Source organism: Methanosarcina siciliae T4/M (assembly GCF_000970085.1).
Lineage (GTDB): Archaea > Halobacteriota > Methanosarcinia > Methanosarcinales > Methanosarcinaceae > Methanosarcina > Methanosarcina siciliae.
Map to the genome: position 1 here is coordinate 1,121,038 of NZ_CP009506.1, position 18,314 is coordinate 1,139,351.

An 18,314-nucleotide genomic window follows, 5' to 3' on the forward strand; every position below is an offset into this window, starting at 1 on the left:
GGCTTTATCTGTAGGCGTCGATACAACAAGTGCATGGCTGGCCCTGGTTTTTACGAGACAACTGAAGAAGATAGAACTAAGTACTGTCTGGGATCTGATTTTTCTAACTGTCCTCGATTTATTGCGAGTTTGAAAATTATGACAGCAGATGGAGGTATCAAATACTCCAATGTGTGAAAAGATCTTTGTCTGGAATGTGCAGTTGGGCAGAAAAAAAACCTAATTCAAAAATATTTTTGCTCTATTTTTATATATTTTTTTCAACTACTGTTAAAAATAGAAAACTTAAAATATAACAAAATAGTGACCATGCTCCTATTAAGTTTTAAAAATTAGTTTTCATAGGTAAAATTTCACTTTTTTAGAGAGAAATATGTTAAACATAAAGTGGTTTAAGCATTTACTTTACAAGTTTTAGAAAAAAATGGTTTTTACGAACCTTTGGATTTTGATATAGTTCTACAGCCGAGCCCGACGAAGCCCAGAGGATAATCACCCTGAACCGCGCCCTCGACATCAGCCTTGAAGGAACGGAAAGCCTGATGGAGGCTTTTGCCGAAAAGCTGAAGACCCCGAGTTACATCCTCTACTCGATTTTTATCCTGATCCCCCTTGCCCTTGTCGCTCTCCTGCCAGCGGTTACGGTTGTGGGGATGAAACCCGAGATTACGGACCTCGTTCTCCTCTACGACTTTGTATTTCCCGTCCTTGCAGCAGTATATTCGGAGTACATCCTGATGCAGAGGCCTGTTGCCTTTATCCCACGGCAGATCCCGGATTCTCACCCTGACCTTTCGGACATCGTGCAAAAAAAACGATTTGCAATAACCCTTTCAGTCCTGGCTTTCTTGCTGATAGCCCCTTCAGGATACCTCCTGCTGATGATAGGAAACCCGGGAGAAATGATATCAACCGAACCCCTCGGAGGGTATCTTCCCCCGACTCTTCCTCTTGTTGTGGGAGGAGCCGCAGGAATCTCGATTTACCTGTACTTCTCGTCTATTCCATATAAGAAAATAAGAGACCGAATAAAACAGATGGAGCTGGAATTTACAGATTCCCTCTTTGTGCTAGGAAGAAGGATTTCGGAAGGAAAAGCCCCGGAAGAAGCCTTTGCCCATACCTCCAGAACCATGGAAGGCTCAAAAATCGGGGAAGCCTTTGAGGAGATTTCCATGAACCTGTTCAGCATGAGGACAAATCTCAGGGATGCGATCTTTGACGAAGAGTTCGGAGCTTTCAGACACATATATTCCGAGAGGATAAGAAACACAATGCTCCTCTTTACGGAAAGTGTCCATAAAAACCACGAAGCTGCAGGAGCTTCGATAATCAAGCTTGCCGATCACTTAAAAGAACTCAGTGCCGTAGAAGAGAGGATCAGGCGTTCCCTCTATGACGTCACTTCAACAATGCGTTCAACTGCTGCAATCTTTGCCCCCCTCATTGCAGGAATTACCCTTGCCCTTTCCGAAGTTATTACAAAAATCCTGAACCAGGTAGCAGAAAGGGTAAGCAGGGTCCCTGCAGACCTTTCCGGAATGCCTGTAGAAATCAGTCCCGAAAGTTTTTCGCAGTCCATTCCTCCGGACCAGTTTTCGCTTGCGATAGGGGCTTACGTTGTCATTATCAGTGCAATCCTCACCCGCTTTGCAGGAACCATAGAATACGGAGGAGATAGGGCACAGTTAAAGTATGATCTTCGCCTATACGCTCCCAATTATAGGATCATCTTTGCGGTTTCAGCTGCTCTTCAAGGATATCTTCAGCGAGAAGGTATGAGATTAGATTAATATTCACAAATTAACTGCTGTTTTGAAATAAATTCTAAAACTAAAAAATTGTTTCATTAAATATCGTGGCATCTTACTCTTATTATAAAACGATGATGAAAATTGAAAATGTATTTATGAGTCCTCATCTAAACAGAAGCTGTATAAACACATTCAGCTTGTGTGGTGAGATCCAAAAATGGACACTGAAATAAAATCCATTGAAGTCCAAGAATTTGTTCGTAGATTTAAGAAACAGTTAATAGAACATAACGACGCTAAATTTTGCTTCTTTTTGGGTGCAGGATGCTCTGTTTCTTCAGGAATCCCAACAGCAAGAACACTTGTAGATAATGTATGGCTTCCAAAACTTAAAGAAATGCAAACTGGGAATCAAGAAAACTTTAGTGGTTGGTTAAAAGAAAAATTCCCAGAATATAATAAAGACAATGCAGCCCAATATTATGGAGATGTAATAGAAAAACTCTTCTTGACTCCAAAAGAAAGACAACAGGAAATAGAAAGGTTAGTTACAAATAAAGATCCTGGATTTGGATATGCGGTTTTAGCTCAGCTACTGACAGAAAAGTGTGGAAAGCACTGCAATATAGTTCTCACCACTAATTTTGATGATATGGTTGCAGATGCTATTTACCTTTATACAAACAAAAAACCTGTTGTCATACCCCACGAGTCCCTAGTTGGCTTTTTGAAAATTAGCGATACACGCCCTTTGGTAGTAAAGTTACATGGAGATTCAAGACTTTCTCCTCGTAATACATGGAAGGAAACAGCTGAGTTAAATGAAAACGTTAAAAAAGTAATTATAAATTTGTTTTCTGAAGCTGGTCTAATATTTATTGGATACGGGGGCAATGATAAGAGTATAACTGATATCCTTGCAGAAGTACCTGAAGGTGAAGGCTCTTTTCCATGGGGTATTTACTGGGTGGGACGGGAAATGCCAAGTAACGAGATGGCAGAATTCCTAAAGCACAGGAATGCAATATGGGTAAATCATAGAGATTTTGATGAATTAATGCTTCTCATAAAGGAAGAATTGAAAAAAGAATTCGAATTAAAACCTCCCTCATCTGAGAGATTTGAAAATTTATTTAAAGCATATTTTGAAACTTTCCAAAAACTAAGCTTTAAAGTTCATTCGAAATCTTATTCTGGAGAAAGAGAAGTACTCGAAATGGCTGTTGAAAAAGCATCAAAAGAATTCAAATCTTGGTGGGCATTGGAGTTAGAAGCATCTAAATTCAAAAATACAAATGTAGAAAAAGCAGAACAGATTTATCAAGAAGGTATAAATCAATTTCCAGATAGTCATGAACTTATTTGTAACTATGCAATTTTCCTGACTGACATTCGCAAAAAACATGAAAAAGCAGAAGAGATGTACAGAAAAGCCCTAGAAATTGAGCCTGAAGATGCTACATATCTTGGCAATTATGCGAATTTCCTAAAAAATATTAGAAAAAATTATAAAAAAGCAGAAAAGTTGTATAGAAGAGCTCTTGAGATTGAACCAGATAACGCTCATAATCTTGGAAACTATGCAAATTTCCTTTGTTATATTCTTAAAGACTACAATAAAGCAGAAGAATTCTATAGAAAATCTCTAGAAATAGAGCCAGAGAATGCCATCTACCTTGGTAACTATGCACTTTTCATTAAAGATATTAGAAAAGACTATAACAGAGCAGGAGAGCTTTACATTAAAGCTCTGGAAATTGATCCAGAAAACGTTAATAACCTCGAAAACTACGCAAATTTTCTTCGTGATGTTCTTAAAGATTATAACAAAGCAGAGGAATTTTACAGAAAAGCTCTGGAAATTGAACCCGAGAACATTAATAACCTTGGAGATTACGCAAATTTTCTGAGAATCATTCGTAAAGACTACGATAAAGCAGAAGAATTTTACAAAAAAATTCTGGAGATTGAGCCAAATCACGCTGGTAACCTTGGAAACTATGCTCTATTCCTTTATGAAATTAAGAAAGATTTCAATAAAGCAGAAGAATTTTACAGAAAGGCTCTGGAAGTTGATCCAGAACACACTAATAACCTTGGGAATTATGCAAATTTCCTAGCGGATGTTCGCAAAGATTATGAACAAGCAGAAGAATTTTACAAAAAGGCTCTGGAAATTGATCCAGAGCACACTAATAATCTCAACAACTATGCAGCTTTTCTGAAAGAAATTTGTAGAAATTAAAAAAGAAGGATGATAAGTAGGAAGCAGATGAAAAGACAAGAAAAAGAATATGGGGATTAATTCCCCTTCCTGTTTTTTACATAAAATCAGGTATTCCACCTTTTTTACTTCCTTCTATGCAGGAAAACTGCAAACAGGCCGACGATCCCATAAATCATCTCAAAGCCCGGCAAACTTGCACTTTCTTTCGGGTCAGCTTCCTGTTCAGCTTCAGGTCCTTTATTACCCTCATTGGTTTCATCAACCGCTCTAGTCTCAGATCCTAGGTTTGCTCCCGTTTCAGATACTCCCAAAGTACTCTTACTCTCCCCCGTAATCGCAAATGAAGAGAAGCCCGGAGTTTCGGCTGTGAAGTACACGAATTTCTCATCTTCCCCTGACAAGCTGGCCGGAAGCTGTTCCCATTCATTATCGTTGTACCGGTTCAGGGAGATAGAAGCCTGATCTATCCTCTCGTCCTGTATCCAGGTCTTTTCAACCTTGAAACCTATGACAGGGTTTTCGATATTCTTTGAGCTTGTGGTTTCGCCGCTTCCGACCCAGATATTAAAGAACTTGTAGGCTTCGCCTTCAGGCAGTTCGGAGACAAGTGAAGACCTGTTTTTTAACTGCTCAACGATTGTTGTGGTTTTACCCAGAGTCCTCTTTGCATCAAAGCCAACATACACGACACAGGTTGCATTCTCGTTGAAATCAAACTTTACTTCTTTTCCGTTTGTGATGAAGACCTGGGAAAGTTCCTTTGCTTCAACGTTTTTCGCAGGTTCGGGAGAGCCACCTCCACCGCCACTGCTGCTCTTGTGGCTGCTTCCTCCACTGGAACTGGTAGCAACCGGCTCTGTGACAACTATATAATCCGTCTTTGTTACCGTATTGTTACCTTCGGAATTTTCCACAGTTAGACTGACCGTGTAACTACCTGATTCCGTAAAAGTATGTGTTGCGTTCATGGCGTGTTTTGAATAGATACCGTCGCCAAAATTCCAGAGCCAGGAACTGGGAGTCGGACCGGTGCTGGCATCAGCAAATAACACAACTAAAGGAGCCGGGCCGGAACTTACATTCGCAGAGAAATTCACCACCGTCGCGTTTGGGTCTGTGACCGTGATATAATTGTATTTTGTTATGATAGACTTCCCGCCGCGGTTATCCATGTATAGTGTTACGGTGTACTTTCCGGGTTTTTCGTAGACATGCGTTGCATAGGGTGTTGCCGATTCGTTGTCATCCACTACATAAGTTTGGACGACTCCATCGCCGAAATCCCATTCACGCCAGATAGGATAATTCGGTAACTCGGCATCCAGGTCGTCGACAAATGTCACCGTTAACGGGGCATTTCCGGATGTTACATCGGACGAGAAATATGCAGGGATTACAGGTTCGTCCATGACCCCAACGAGTACGTAACCGTATTTGCTTGTTGTATTGCTTCCAGTAGAATTAGTTACGGTTAAGTTGACGGTATACCCGCCCCTGGCACTGTATACATGTTCCGGATTTTGGGCTGTTGAAGTGCCTCCGTCCCCGAAATCCCAGAGCCAGGAGGTGGGTGACCCTGTGCTATTGTCGGTAAATGATACGGTTTTATTTATTGGGATCGACTCTCCAAAATCAATGAGATCATTTACTTCCGGAGAAAAGAAGTCAGCTACCGGGGCCTGTCGAGAAGTGACAGTAATATAATTTACTTTATTCACCGTATTACTGCCTGCAGCGTTGGTTAATGTCAAACTGACGTCGTAAGTTCCGGGATTCGTAAATGTGTGTTTAGCCGTTTGGGCATGCTTTGAGGTTATCCCGTCCCCGAAGTCCCAGAGCCAGGATGTTGGAGTTCCGCCACTGCCGGTATCAGTAAACAACACAACCAGAGGAGCAGTTCCGGAAGTCACGTTGGCTGTGAAGTCGGGAGCAGGTAATACTGAATTATACCTGGCTGTGAGTGGCAGATAGTCACAGTTCTTTTCAGATATTGCATAAGCCGAATCTGCAATACCATCTCCGTTTGCATCATTAGCAGTCTGAGAGAACCCGGTTCCATCCGGCTTTGCCCAATAATTACCTCCAAGATATGATCCGCCAATGATGTTTGTACCCTCAGTGAGGGAGGTGTTCCAGGTATATGCGTCTTCATAGTCTCCAAACTTTACATTCACCGTGTTGTTGAAATAATTATTACAGGCCCCTTTAGCTTCTAAATAACCAAGCACTTTAAGCCCGCAGTCTGAGCAGTACGTTATTTTATTTCCAATTAAACTTGCACCACCGGTTTCTCCGGCTACTACTCCTACACCACAGTTTGTGATTTCGTTGTTTTCGAGATCATAGGATAAGCCAGAAACATGTATTCCGACATCACAGTTGTTTATTTTGTTACTACTAATAGGCGGTACAGATCTTTCATCATAAACATAAATTCCTGTAGTACAATTTGAAATATCATTATCTGTTATTTCATTGTAATCCCCACAACATGCCACGTCTATACCGGTACCACCGGTGATTTTGTTTCCGGATATAATAATACCGGAACTCTCAGATCCTACTTCAATACCACCATTTTCAATAACGTTGTTTGTTATCTGACTCATATTGTTCAGATAATACTCACTATTACCTAACATTGCGTTATTAACGTAAACACTACCATCTATATCAAAGCCGGTTAGTGTTATCCCGACATTGCTTAGAATGATAGTTGCCTTTGTGCTGTCTGCCGGTTGAATAAACACGTTATTTGTTTCCGGTTTAATTGTTAACCTTGTTTTTGAAACGTTTATGTTTTCAACATAAGTTCCAGGTTTTATTATTATTACATCTCCGGCTTCTGCATCATCTAAAGCTTCTTGTATTGTAGAACTTGATCCACTTCCGTTGCCCACTATAATATCTCTTGCCGATACTGTGGATGGTACTCCAATCAGGAATATCAAAGTAAAAACTATGAATAGAGTTTTACTCTTCACTTTATTTCCCCCACGTAGACTCTATTTCTCAAAGGTAGAGTAATATATCCTATACTACTGTTTCACTTACCCACTCAGTTAGATAATTTAAAATTAATAATAGTACATTTCTTAAAATGTGAATTATATTATCATTAATTACACATCTTATAAATAACTAAACTATACCCCCAATATATAACTACAAGCAAATTTCTTTCTGACTTTTGCTACTTGTGAACTTAAATTCAAACCGGAGATTTATAAATAAAATCGAGACTAGTTATACACATACAAGACGATTTTATAAAAAAGATCATTTCCTTTGAGAACTGTTTTAAATAGAAGTCATCAAAAGTGGACATTAAAATCATCAAAAGTGGACATTAAAAAATGGTTAGACTCCCCCGGATTCCTGCCCGGAAACTTTATTTTCAAGATGTTTATAGTTAAGACAATCTCTGCTACCTTCTTTTTAGACGCTTCAAACGCATCTTTCACCCTTGATTCGGTAAACCCGACCCCCATTGCAATTTAAAGGGCGTTCTCGCCGTTGATCAAGTTCTTGGGAGCAGGGGTGTCCGTGTTCACCACAAGAGTTGCTCCGAATTTTGATAGGTATAAAGGAACAAATTTATTACTTTTGACTGTGATCGTTGGATGGTTACTATAATAGTTACTATAATAAGAAGATGAAACTGCATGAACCAAAACGGAAAACACATTTCAGCCCGCAAGAGGGACTCCGAAGGCAGGAAACTTAATACCGGCGTTGTCCCGAACTACCTGAAATTCGTGAACACATATTCAATCTGGAAAGGTTCTATTTCCTGTTCAGCCGATCGTCCCTGAGCAAATATTCATTGGTGGTATGAAATGGCTCTTAAAAAATCCGAACTTTACTCTTCTCTCTGGTCCAGCTGCGATGAACTTCGCGGCGGAATGGATGCCAGCCAGTACAAGGACTATGTACTCTCCTTATTGTTTATCAAATATATCAGCGACAAGTACGCTGACTCTCCTTTTGCGCCTATTATCGTCCCGCAGGGTGCAAGCTTCAGGGATATGGTTGCACTCAAAGGCAAACCGGATATTGGCGATCAGATCAACAAGAAGATAATCGCTCCTCTGGTGAATGCAAACAAACTGTCCGATATGCCGGACTTCAATGACGCTAACAAGCTCGGCAGTGGTAAAGAACAGGTGGACAGGCTTACCAACCTCATTGCCATTTTCGAGAATCCTGCCCTTGATTTCTCAAAGAACCGCGCCGACGATGATGACATCCTGGGCGATGCTTACGAGTACCTGATGCGCCACTTCGCAACTGAGAGTGGAAAAAGCAAAGGCCAGTTCTATACACCTGCCGAAGTCAGCCGGATTATAGCACGGATACTCGGAATTCGTTATGCCAGCACAACAAGTTCCACAACAGCCTACGATCCTACATGCGGCTCCGGTTCTCTGCTTTTGAAGGTTGCAGAAGAAGCAAGGACCAAGATAACCCTGTACGGCCAGGAAAAAGATGCGACCACATCCGGTCTCGCCCGCATGAACATGATCCTGCACAACAACCCTGAAGCTCTTATCGTGCAGGGGAATACTCTTACAGACCCCAAGTTCAAGGAAGGGGAAACACTCAAGACTTTTGATTACGTCGTTGCCAATCCTCCTTTCAGTGACAAGCGATGGAGTACCGGTCTCGATCCGCTTCACGATCCTTACGACCGCTTTAAGCCCTTTGGGGTTCCACCTGCCAAGCAGGGAGATTATGCTTATCTGCTGCATATTGTTCGATCTCTGAAGAGCACGGGCAAAGGGGCCTGTATCCTGCCACACGGTGTGCTGTTCCGTGGGAACTCCGAAGCCGAGATCCGCCGTGCCCTCGTACGCAAAGGCTACATTAAGGGAATCATCGGTCTCCCAGCCAACCTTTTCTATGGGACCGGTATCCCAGCATGTATTATTGTTATTGATAAGGAAGAAGCTCAAAACCGCAAAGGCATTTTCATGATCGATGCCAGCGCGGGTTTCATGAAAGACGGCCCCAAGAACCGTCTCCGGGCTCAGGATATCCACAAGATCGTGGACGTTTTCACAAAGCAGGCTGAGGTCCAGAAGTACTCGCGGATGGTCAGTTTTGAGGAGATAGAGAAGAACGAATTCAACCTCAACCTCCCACGCTACATCGACAGCCAGCAGGCTGAAGACCTTCAGGACATCGAAGGACACCTGCATGGAGGAATCCCGTGTGCGGATATTGATGCTCTTGAACGTTACTGGAAGGTCTGTCCTCAGCTCAGGAAGGCGCTGTTCACTGAGATTCGGCCCGGCTATCTGGAACTTGCCGTTGACAAGGCCGCTATCAAATCCGCTATTTACGAGCACCCCGAGTTTGCAGCTTTTACCGCCGGCATGAATGCACATTTCGCTGCCTGGCGTGCGACTACTTCTGCTATGCTCCGGCAATTGGAACCCGGCTGCCCCCCGAAGGAAATCATAGCCGGGCTTTCCGAAAACCTGCTCGCCCATTATGCAGATAAGCCACTCATCAACCAGTACGATATTTATCAGCACCTGATGGACTACTGGACTGAAACGATGCAGGACGACTGCTACCTCGTTTCTGACGAAGGGTGGAAGGCTGAGACCTACCGCATTATCGAGAAAGACAAGAAGGGAAAGGAGAAAGATAAGGGCTGGACCTGCGACCTCGTACCAAAACAGCTTATCGTTGCCCACTATTTCTCAAAAGAGCAGGAGGATCTGAATAAACTTGCTGCTGAGCTGGAGAGCGTCGCTGCAAGCATGACCGAGCTTGAAGAGGAACAGGGCGGTGAAGAAGGCGCTTTTTCTGAACTTGAGAAGGTGAATAAAGCTAATGTCAGCTCCCGCCTGAAGGATATAAGAGGGGACATGGAAGCAAAGGAAGAAGCTTCCATCCTAAACGACTGGCTGAAACTTGCCAATCAGGAAGCCAATCTCAAGAAACGCATCAAGGAAGCAGAGGCTTTACTTGATTCAAAAGTATATTATCACTACCCCAAGCTCACTGAAGATGATATCAAAACGCTGGTTGTGGAAGACAAATGGCTTTCTTCGCTTGATACAGCCATCCGGGGCGAGACGGACCGGATCAGCCAGTCTCTTACCCAGCGTGTGAAAGAGCTTGCCGAGCGCTACGAGACCCCGATGCCACAGCTGACCGACCGCACGGCCGAGCTGGAAGCAAAAGTGAACCGGCACCTGGAGAGGATGGGGTTCAAATTATGAACGCCGGGAACAATTACGGTTTTCAACAGCTTGTCGATCTCTGCACGCAGACGCATCAGGAGATTTCGCAGACAATGTCTGCGGAATTTGGGATGTGGATCAAACTATGAGCAGGAACAGGAGACTCCAGAAGAAGGGTAACAGTCATGAAAAAGTCCAAAATTAACAGCATTGAAGTCCGGGGGACTGCTATATCTGTTATTTCCCACGATGATGCGGACTACATTTGCCTGACAGACATTGCCAGGTACAGGAACCCTGAAAATACCGATGACATCGTCCGCAACTGGCTCCGAAACCGAAACACTGTGGAATTTCTGGGTATATGGGAACAGCTCAATAACCCGGATTTTAAACCCGTCGAATTCGACGGGTTTAGAATGCAGGCAGGTTTGAACAGCTTTACCCTGTCCCCCAAGCAGTGGACCGAAAAGACAGGAGCGATCGGGATCATTTCAAAATCCGGACGCTACGGCGGTGGCACTTACGCCCACAAGGACATTGCATTCGAGTTTGCTTCCTGGGTATCCGTCGAGTTCAAGCTCTACCTCATCAAGGAGTTCCAGCGCCTCAAAGAAGACGAAAACCGCCGTCTATCGCTTGCATGGGACCTCAACCGCACCCTCTCCAGACTCAATTACCATATTCATACAGACGCCATCAAGGAACACCTCATCCCTCCGGAAATCACGCCCGTCCAGGCCAGGATTACCTGCGCTAATGAAGCTGATGTGCTGAATGTGGCCCTTTTCGGTAAAACCGCGAAGCAGTGGCGCGATTCCAACCCCAAACTCGAAGGCAATATGCGCGACCATGCCACAGTTGAGCAGCTGCTCGTGCTTGCCAACATCGAGAGCATGAATGCCGAGTTTATCCACATGGGAGTGGAACAGGGAGAACGCCTCAAACGTCTCAACAAGATAGCTATCCGCCAGATGCAGACGCTTACCAACCGTTTTGAAACCGCCCGCCTTCCTACAGGCAAGGAGGAAAAGAAATGAAGGCGGAGTGCAGCGCCGGTGACATTCCAACTGGCTACAAACAGACCGAGGTGGGGGTGATACCGGAGGATTGGGATGTAAAAAAGCTGGAAGAAGTAGTAGATATTGACGCAGACAATCTGAGCGCAGGAACACCAGTAGATTATGCGTTCAACTATATTTCACTCGAAGATGTTGATGAAGGAGTGTTACGCAGTTATTCGAGTCAGATATTCGGTTCTGCACCATCAAGAGCCCGTCGAAGATTGCGTTATGGAGATGTTTTGGTTTCTACTGTCCGTCCAAACCTAAAATCTCATCTTTTGTTTAAGCAACGTCAAGGAGAATGGATTTGCTCCACAGGCTTTTCAGTTGTTCGATGTAAGAATTCGAGTGCAGTGCCCAGCTACATCTTTGCACACCTGTTTGCTACAACAATTCCAAAACAAATTGAGTCTCTACTTACGGGTTCCAACTACCCAGCAATCAATGGAAAAGACGTAAAAGCGCTGCTCATCCCGCTTCCGCCCACTATCACCGAACAAAAAACCATCGCCGAAGCGCTCTCCGATACGGATGCCCTCATCGAATCCCTGGAGCAGCTTATAGCCAAGAAACGCCAGATCAAACAGGGCGCCATGCAGGAATTGCTCTCTCCGAAGCAAGGCGATAAAATACGATTCTTAAAGGAAGTATCTTCATTGAAGGGAAGAATTGGTTGGCAGGGATTGAAACAAACAGAGTTCACCATCAACGAAGAAGAACCTTTCTTGATAACAGGTATGAATTTCAAAGACGGTGCTATTCGGTGGAACGAGGTATATCACATATCTGAAGAGCGCTATGAAATGGCAAGTGACATTCAATTAAGACCTGCTGATGTGCTGATGACTAAAGATGGCACAATTGGCAAAGTTCTTTATATTGATACAATTCCCTACCCTGGAAAAGCTTCACTTAACAGTCATTTGCTTCTCTTCCGCCCAATAAAATGGAGCTACTATCCAAAGTACTTGTATTACCAGCTGTGCTCTCAGCGATTCAAAAACTTCGTAGAGGAAAGTAAGTCAGGAACTACCTTTTTTGGACTATCACAAGCAGCCGTGGGAAATTACCCAGTTCTACTACCACCGATGGAAGAACAAGTGAATATCGCCACCATCCTTTTCGATATGGATTCAGAAATCACCGTGCTGGAAGAAAAACTTGCCAAAGCCCGCCAGATAAAGCAGGGTATGATGCAGGAACTGCTTACAGGGAGGATTAGATTAGTATGAGTTACCAGAAAACTACTATCAAAAAGGTAATTGAAGACATTGATCAAAACAAAATTTACCTGCCAGCTCTCCAAAGAAAATTCGTCTGGAATAAGCGGCAAATCGAACTTTTGTTCGATTCCCTTATGCGTAACTACCCTTTCGGAACGTTCCTATTCTGGCGATTACATCGGAAAAAGGCAGAAAACTATGTCTTTTATGAATTCCTCAAAGAATATGATGAGAGAAATCCCTATAATCGCCGTAAAACCGGAGCATTCTTGCACGAAGAAATTGTCGGTGTTCTGGATGGTCAGCAGCGCCTGAGTTCCATGTATATTGGACTCATGGGGACTCATGCCGAAAAAGCGCGATATAAACGCGTTTCGAATCCGAATGCTTATGAAAAGATGTGTCTCTATCTCAATTTGCTTTCTCTTCCCTATGAAATCGATGAAGAAGACAATATAAAAATTAATGAAGAACAGAACTTTGAGTTTCGCTTTTTAACAGAGGAAGGAGCCAGATCCAGTGTAACTCGTAAAGTTACAGGTGAAAATGGAACTTTCAGTGAAGAAATACCCATGTTCTGGATGAAAGTAGGGAAGGTCCTCTCATGGAGAAATGAACCAGAGTTTGACAGGATTGTTGATGATTTTCAAAAGCAATGTCGGACAGAAGCCCAAAAGGAAGCGATTTTGCAGAATAAGCGCTTCATCAAGCGAGCACTGGATACACTACATAGACGAATGCATCGGGATGAACTGATCAACTATTTTGAGGTAGCCAGAGACGACCTTGAAGATATTTTGAAAATATTTGTCCGAGTGAACAGCGGAGGCACAGTACTTAGTAAGACGGATCTACTCTTCTCGACCATTGTAGCAACATGGGATAATGGACGTGAGCAGATCGAGAAACTGCTCAAGAAAATCAACGAAAAGGGAGACGGTTTTAGCTTCGGGAATGAGTATTTAATGCGTTGTTGTCTGGTTTTAAGTGATGGTCCAGTGGTTTACAAAGTCAACTCGTTCAAGTCCGAAAATGTAGAGAAGATTAGAAATGAATGGCCACAGATTGCCGCAGCCATCGAAAAGACTGTGGATCTACTCGCGGAATTCGGTTTTAATGGCAGCGTCCTCTCATCACAAAACGCGACAATAATCATCGCTTACTTCTTGTATAAAGGTGGTAGCATCAACAAAGAGTCAAAGGAAGGAATACAAAAATATCTGATTCATGCGCTGCTAAATGGTATTTATGGCAGTCAACAGGACCAATTGATCACTGAACTGCGCAAGGCTTTCCGCGAAGAAGTTAAAAATGATACAAATGGAATTGCTTATCGTGGGCGCTATAGAGACTTTTCCTTCGAAGATGTTTTAGAGATAAAACTGCCTCAACAAAAATCTCTCGCAGTGACCGAGGACGATATAGAGAGATTTTTACATTACAAAAAGGGTCTTGGAGCTTTTTTAGTACTATCCCTGCTTTATCCACAATTGCGCTACAACGAAGTCATATTCCATCAGGATCATATTCATCCTGCAACTGGTTTCAATGAGGAGAAGTACCGGGAGATGAAAATCCCGCAGGATCAGTGGCAGGACTGGTATGACCTCCGTGATTGTGTTCCTAATCTTCAACTGATGAGTGGTCGGCAGAACAGCACTAAAAATGCAACGCCTTTTAAAGAATGGTTCATGCAAATGGATGAATCTGATCGGACAGCATTTTCTAAAAACAACTATTTGCCCGATGATGTCGATTTAGATTTCGAGAACTTCATTGTATTTTTTAAGCAACGCAAAGAGAAACTGAGACTTGAATTGAGGAAGGTTTTGAAGGTTCAGGCTTTGACAGCTGGTCAGCTTGCGGTCCTAACTGACTGGGATGGACATAACGATGAAATTGATGAGCAGGAATACGCGACTTCGGGGGGGTTCAGTGAATGAACATTGGAAAACCCGAACGTGCCACCCAGGACCGAATAATCTCTCTTTTTCATAACGAGCTTGGCTACCGCTACCTCGGGAACTGGATTGACCGTGAAGGAAACAGCAACATAGAAAAAGGACTGCTCGAAGCCTACCTGACAAAAAGCGGCTACACCCCAACCCAGATAGGCGTTGCTCTCTACAAGCTGGACATCGAAGCAAACAACCACAGCCGCAGCCTCTACAGCAACAACCAGGCAGTCTATAGCCTGCTGCGCTACGGTGTCCCCGTGAAAACTGAGGCAGGCAAGGTCACGGATAGCGTCCAGCTCATAAACTGGCAGGAACCGGAGAAAAACTATTTTGCAATTGCCGAGGAAGTTACCCTCAGGGGAAAAAGAGAACGCCGTCCCGACATCGTGCTCTATGTAAACGGTATCGCAATCGGCGTGCTTGAACTGAAAAACAGCCGGGTAAGCATAGAGGACGGCATCCGCCAGAGCCTGTCCAACCAGCAGCCTGAGTTTAACGAATGGTTCTTCAGCACCGTACAGTTCATTTTTGCAGGCAATGATTCCGAAGGCTTGAGGTATGGCGCTATCGGCACGCAGGAGAAGTATTTCCTCAAGTGGAAAGAAGACGAAGAGGATGACAGCCGCTTCAAGCTCGATAAATACATGCTCAAGATGTGCAACAAAAACCGGCTCATCGAGCTGATGCACGACTTCGTGCTCTTTGACGGCGGCATAAAAAAGCTCCCCCGTTTTCACCAGTATTTCGCAATCAAAGCAGCACAGGAATATGTCCGGCAGCACAGGGGAGGGATCATCTGGCACACCCAGGGGAGTGGCAAAAGCATTGTCATGGTGCTGCTTGCCAAATGGATTCTGGAAAACAACCCCAACGCCCGCGTGGTTATCGTCACCGACCGCGACGAGCTGGATAAACAGATCAAAGGCATATTCAATGATGCGGGAGAGGAGATCAAACGCACCACCAGCGGCAGAGAACTGATGAGCTGTCTCGGACAGGCGAACCCTCGCCTCCTTTGTTCCCTTGTCCATAAATTCGGGCGCAAGGGAGTTGACAATTTTGATGCTTTCATAAAGGATCTGGAATCCCAGCCCGGAAAAACCGTGAGCGAGGTTTTTGCCTTCGTGGATGAGTGCCACCGCACCCAGAGCGGGAAATTACACCGGGCTATGAAGGCAATAATGCCGAATGCGGTCTTTATCGGTTTTACCGGCACGCCACTGCTCAAGAAAGATAAACAGACCAGCCTGGAAGTCTTTGGCGGATATATCCACACCTACAAATTCAGCGAAGCGGTGGAGGATAAAGTTGTCCTTGACCTCGTCTATGAAGCACGGGACATCGACCAGCGTCTTGGTTCCGAGCAAAAAATCGATGCCTGGTTTGAGGCAAAGACCAGAGGGCTCAACGACTGGCAGAAGGACGAACTTAAGAAACACTGGGGCACCATGCAGAAATTGCTCAGTTCACGTTCTCGCATGGACCGGGTGGTAAGCGATATCATCTACGACTTCGGCGTACAGCCCCGCCTGTCCAGCGAACGCGGGAATGCCATTCTTGTAGCATCAAGCATCTACGAAGCCTGCAAGTACTTCACCCTCTTCCGGAAGACACCTTTCAAAGGCAAATGTGCCGTGGTAACCTCTTACAACCCGCAGGCTCAGGACGTGACAAAAGAGGATACTGGCGCAAATACCGAAACTGAAAAAGAGTTCATCTACAACACCTACACGGAGTTGCTCAAAGATATCGAAACCAATCCGGGAATGACAAAGACCGAGACCTACGAAGAGGAAGCAAAGACCCTTTTCACCAGAGAGCCGGCTAACATGAAGCTACTGATCGTTGTGGACAAGCTACTTACCGGTTTTGATGCCCCTCCCTGTACCTATCTCTACATTGACAAATCAATGAAGGATCACGGTCTGTTCCAGGCTATCTGCCGTACTAACCGGCTGGACGGAGAGGACAAACTTTTCGGTTATATTGTAGACTACAAAGACCTGTTCAAAAACCTGGTCAATGACAAAGGAACCGGAGCACTTCAGGTCTACTCTTCCGAACTTGACCGCAGCGCAGGCGGTGTCGATCCGGATGTTTTGATGCATGACCGCCTGAAAAAAGGTAGGGAACGCCTTGAGAATTCCCTGGAGGCTCTTGCCCTGCTCTGCGAATCTGTCGAGCCGCCTAAAGGCGAACTTGAGTACATCCACTACTTCTGCGGCAATACTGAAATCCCAACCGACCTCCAGGAACACGAAACACAACGTGCTGCCCTCTACAAGGCTACTGCTTCGCTGGTCCGCTCTTATGCCAACATTGCCGACGAACTGGAAGCCGCAGGATACGGCAGTTCAGACATCGCTCGCATAAAGCGGCTGCTGGAACATTACCTCAATATCCGCGAAATCATCCGTAAGGCAAGTGGGGAAAGCCTGGACCTGAAAGCTTACGAAGCGGACATGCGCCATCTCATCGACACCTACATAGAGGCAGCCGAGCCCAGAAAAGTCTCCTCCTTTGAAGATATGCCTCTGCTCGAAATGATAGTAAAAACAGGCATTGACAAAGCTATCGTAACCCAGCTCGGCGGATTGGAAGGAAACAGTCACGCTGTCGCAGAGATTATCGAGAACAACGTCCGAAGCAAAATAATCAAAGAACACCTGAACGACCCGGCCTACTATGAGAAAATGTCTGCTCTGCTGGATGAGATTATAGCCGCCAGGAAGGCTAAAGCCATCGAGTATGAAGAATATTTAAAACGGATTGCTGACCTGGTAAAGCAGGTGGAAGCAGGCCATGAAGACGATATCCTTGAGGTGCTTAAGACAAGCCCCGCGCTGAGGGCGCTCTACAACAACCTGCAAAGCGACGGAAGATATTCCGAGGATCTGGCAAAAGAGAGCGGAGAATACGTAGTCCCCGGAGATCAGGTGCTTGACCTGGCCCTGAAGATCGACGAAACGGTAAAGGAAGTGCGGTCCGATGACTGGCGCGGCGTTGAGCCTCGCGAGCGGGCGATCAAGCAAGCCCTGTACGACATCCTGCATGACATCGCCGAGGTAGAGCGTATCTTCATCATTATCAAGGCACAAAAGGAATACTGATGACCACGCAGATAGAACTCGGGGATATCACTGTAGACGTGGTGCTCAAAGATATCAAAAACATTCACCTGAGTGTGTATCCGCCCAACGGCAGAGTCAAAATATCTGCTCCCCTGAGAATGGATATGGATACTATTCGTGTTTTTGCGATTTCCAGGCTGGGCTGGATCAAGCAGCAGCGGAAAAAGTTCCGGGAACAGGCACGTGAAACTCCGCGTGAGTACCTTGACCTTGAAAGCCATTACGTGTGGGGAAAGCGCTATTTGCTCAAGGTGATCGAAGTCTGTGAAGCACCGTCGGTCGAATTAAAACACAATAAGATGATCCTGCGGGTGCGTCCCGGAACAGCCGATGAAAAGAAGCAGGCTGTTGTTGATGCCTGGTATCGAGAGCAGCTCAAGAAAGCTATACCCCCGTTAATTGCCAAATGGGAACCACTTATGGACGTGAAGGTGGAACGGTTCTTTGTGCAACGGATGAAAACAAAATGGGGAAGCTGTAATCACAAAGCCCGTAACATCAGGCTCAACACCGAACTTGCCAAGAAGCCGCCGGAATGTCTCGAATACATCATAATACACGAAATGACACATCTGCTGGAACCGACACATAATTCTCGCTTCATTGCGTTAATGGACCGGTTCATGTCAAAATGGCAATTCTACAGGGATAGATTGAATCAGTTACCGGTCAGCCATGAGAACTGGATTTATTGACACAATTTATCTGGAATTTCGTTTCCAATATCCAACCGCATTTTCATGTGAACAAATAAAAAATT

At 44.6% G+C, this 18,314-nt stretch carries 10 protein-coding genes; 9 read left to right on the forward strand and 1 reads right to left on the reverse strand.

Annotated features, from left to right (window positions below):
- Positions 1-542 precede the first annotated feature (542 nt).
- A complete protein-coding gene (locus tag MSSIT_RS04930; RefSeq protein ID WP_231590427.1) occupies positions 543-1,793 on the forward strand; it encodes a hypothetical protein in 1,251 nt (416 codons plus the stop codon).
- Positions 1,794-1,971: 178 nt separating this feature from the next.
- Positions 1,972-3,999 (forward strand): tetratricopeptide repeat protein, encoded by a 2,028-nt coding sequence (locus tag MSSIT_RS04935; protein ID WP_048170516.1) that lies wholly within the window; start codon positions 1,972-1,974, stop codon positions 3,997-3,999.
- A 104-nt stretch (positions 4,000-4,103) separates the two neighbouring features.
- On the opposite strand, the gene MSSIT_RS25195 is transcribed toward MSSIT_RS04935, so the two are convergent.
- Complete coding sequence (locus MSSIT_RS25195; RefSeq protein ID WP_048170517.1) at positions 4,104-6,965, reverse strand: PGF-pre-PGF domain-containing protein; 2,862 nt, start codon at positions 6,963-6,965, stop codon at positions 4,104-4,106.
- Positions 6,966-7,646: 681 nt separating this feature from the next.
- Between MSSIT_RS25195 and MSSIT_RS22890 the strand changes: the two genes are divergently transcribed.
- The 7 genes from MSSIT_RS22890 to MSSIT_RS04975 all read left to right on the forward strand — a co-directional run bounded on the left by MSSIT_RS22890 (position 7,647) and on the right by MSSIT_RS04975 (position 18,249).
- Positions 7,647-7,796, forward strand: a complete 150-nt coding sequence (locus tag MSSIT_RS22890) for a hypothetical protein (RefSeq protein WP_156157301.1) — start codon at positions 7,647-7,649, stop codon at positions 7,794-7,796.
- Between the two features lie 24 nt (positions 7,797-7,820).
- Positions 7,821-10,217 carry a type I restriction-modification system subunit M gene (locus MSSIT_RS04945; protein WP_048170519.1) on the forward strand — a complete coding sequence of 799 codons (2,397 nt, stop codon included), beginning with the start codon at positions 7,821-7,823 and terminating at the stop codon, positions 10,215-10,217.
- A gap of 146 nt (positions 10,218-10,363) precedes the next feature.
- Positions 10,364-11,218 carry a KilA-N domain-containing protein gene (locus tag MSSIT_RS04950; RefSeq protein ID WP_048170521.1) on the forward strand — a complete coding sequence of 285 codons (855 nt, stop codon included), beginning with the start codon at positions 10,364-10,366 and terminating at the stop codon, positions 11,216-11,218.
- The gene (locus MSSIT_RS21095; protein WP_052721518.1) at positions 11,215-12,474 is read left to right on the forward strand and encodes a restriction endonuclease subunit S; all 1,260 of its coding nucleotides are present in this window, start codon (positions 11,215-11,217) and stop codon (positions 12,472-12,474) included. The genes MSSIT_RS04950 and MSSIT_RS21095 overlap by 4 nt, the downstream gene beginning before the upstream one ends.
- The gene (locus MSSIT_RS04965) at positions 12,471-14,408 is read left to right on the forward strand and encodes a DUF262 domain-containing protein (RefSeq protein ID WP_052721519.1); all 1,938 of its coding nucleotides are present in this window, start codon (positions 12,471-12,473) and stop codon (positions 14,406-14,408) included. The genes MSSIT_RS21095 and MSSIT_RS04965 overlap by 4 nt, the downstream gene beginning before the upstream one ends.
- Complete coding sequence (locus tag MSSIT_RS04970) at positions 14,405-17,533, forward strand: type I restriction endonuclease subunit R (protein ID WP_048170522.1); 3,129 nt, start codon at positions 14,405-14,407, stop codon at positions 17,531-17,533. Before MSSIT_RS04965 ends, MSSIT_RS04970 begins: the two co-directional genes overlap by 4 nt.
- Positions 17,533-18,249 (forward strand): M48 family metallopeptidase, encoded by a 717-nt coding sequence (locus MSSIT_RS04975; protein ID WP_048170523.1) that lies wholly within the window; start codon positions 17,533-17,535, stop codon positions 18,247-18,249. Before MSSIT_RS04970 ends, MSSIT_RS04975 begins: the two co-directional genes overlap by 1 nt.
- The last annotated feature ends 65 nt before the right edge of the window (positions 18,250-18,314 follow it).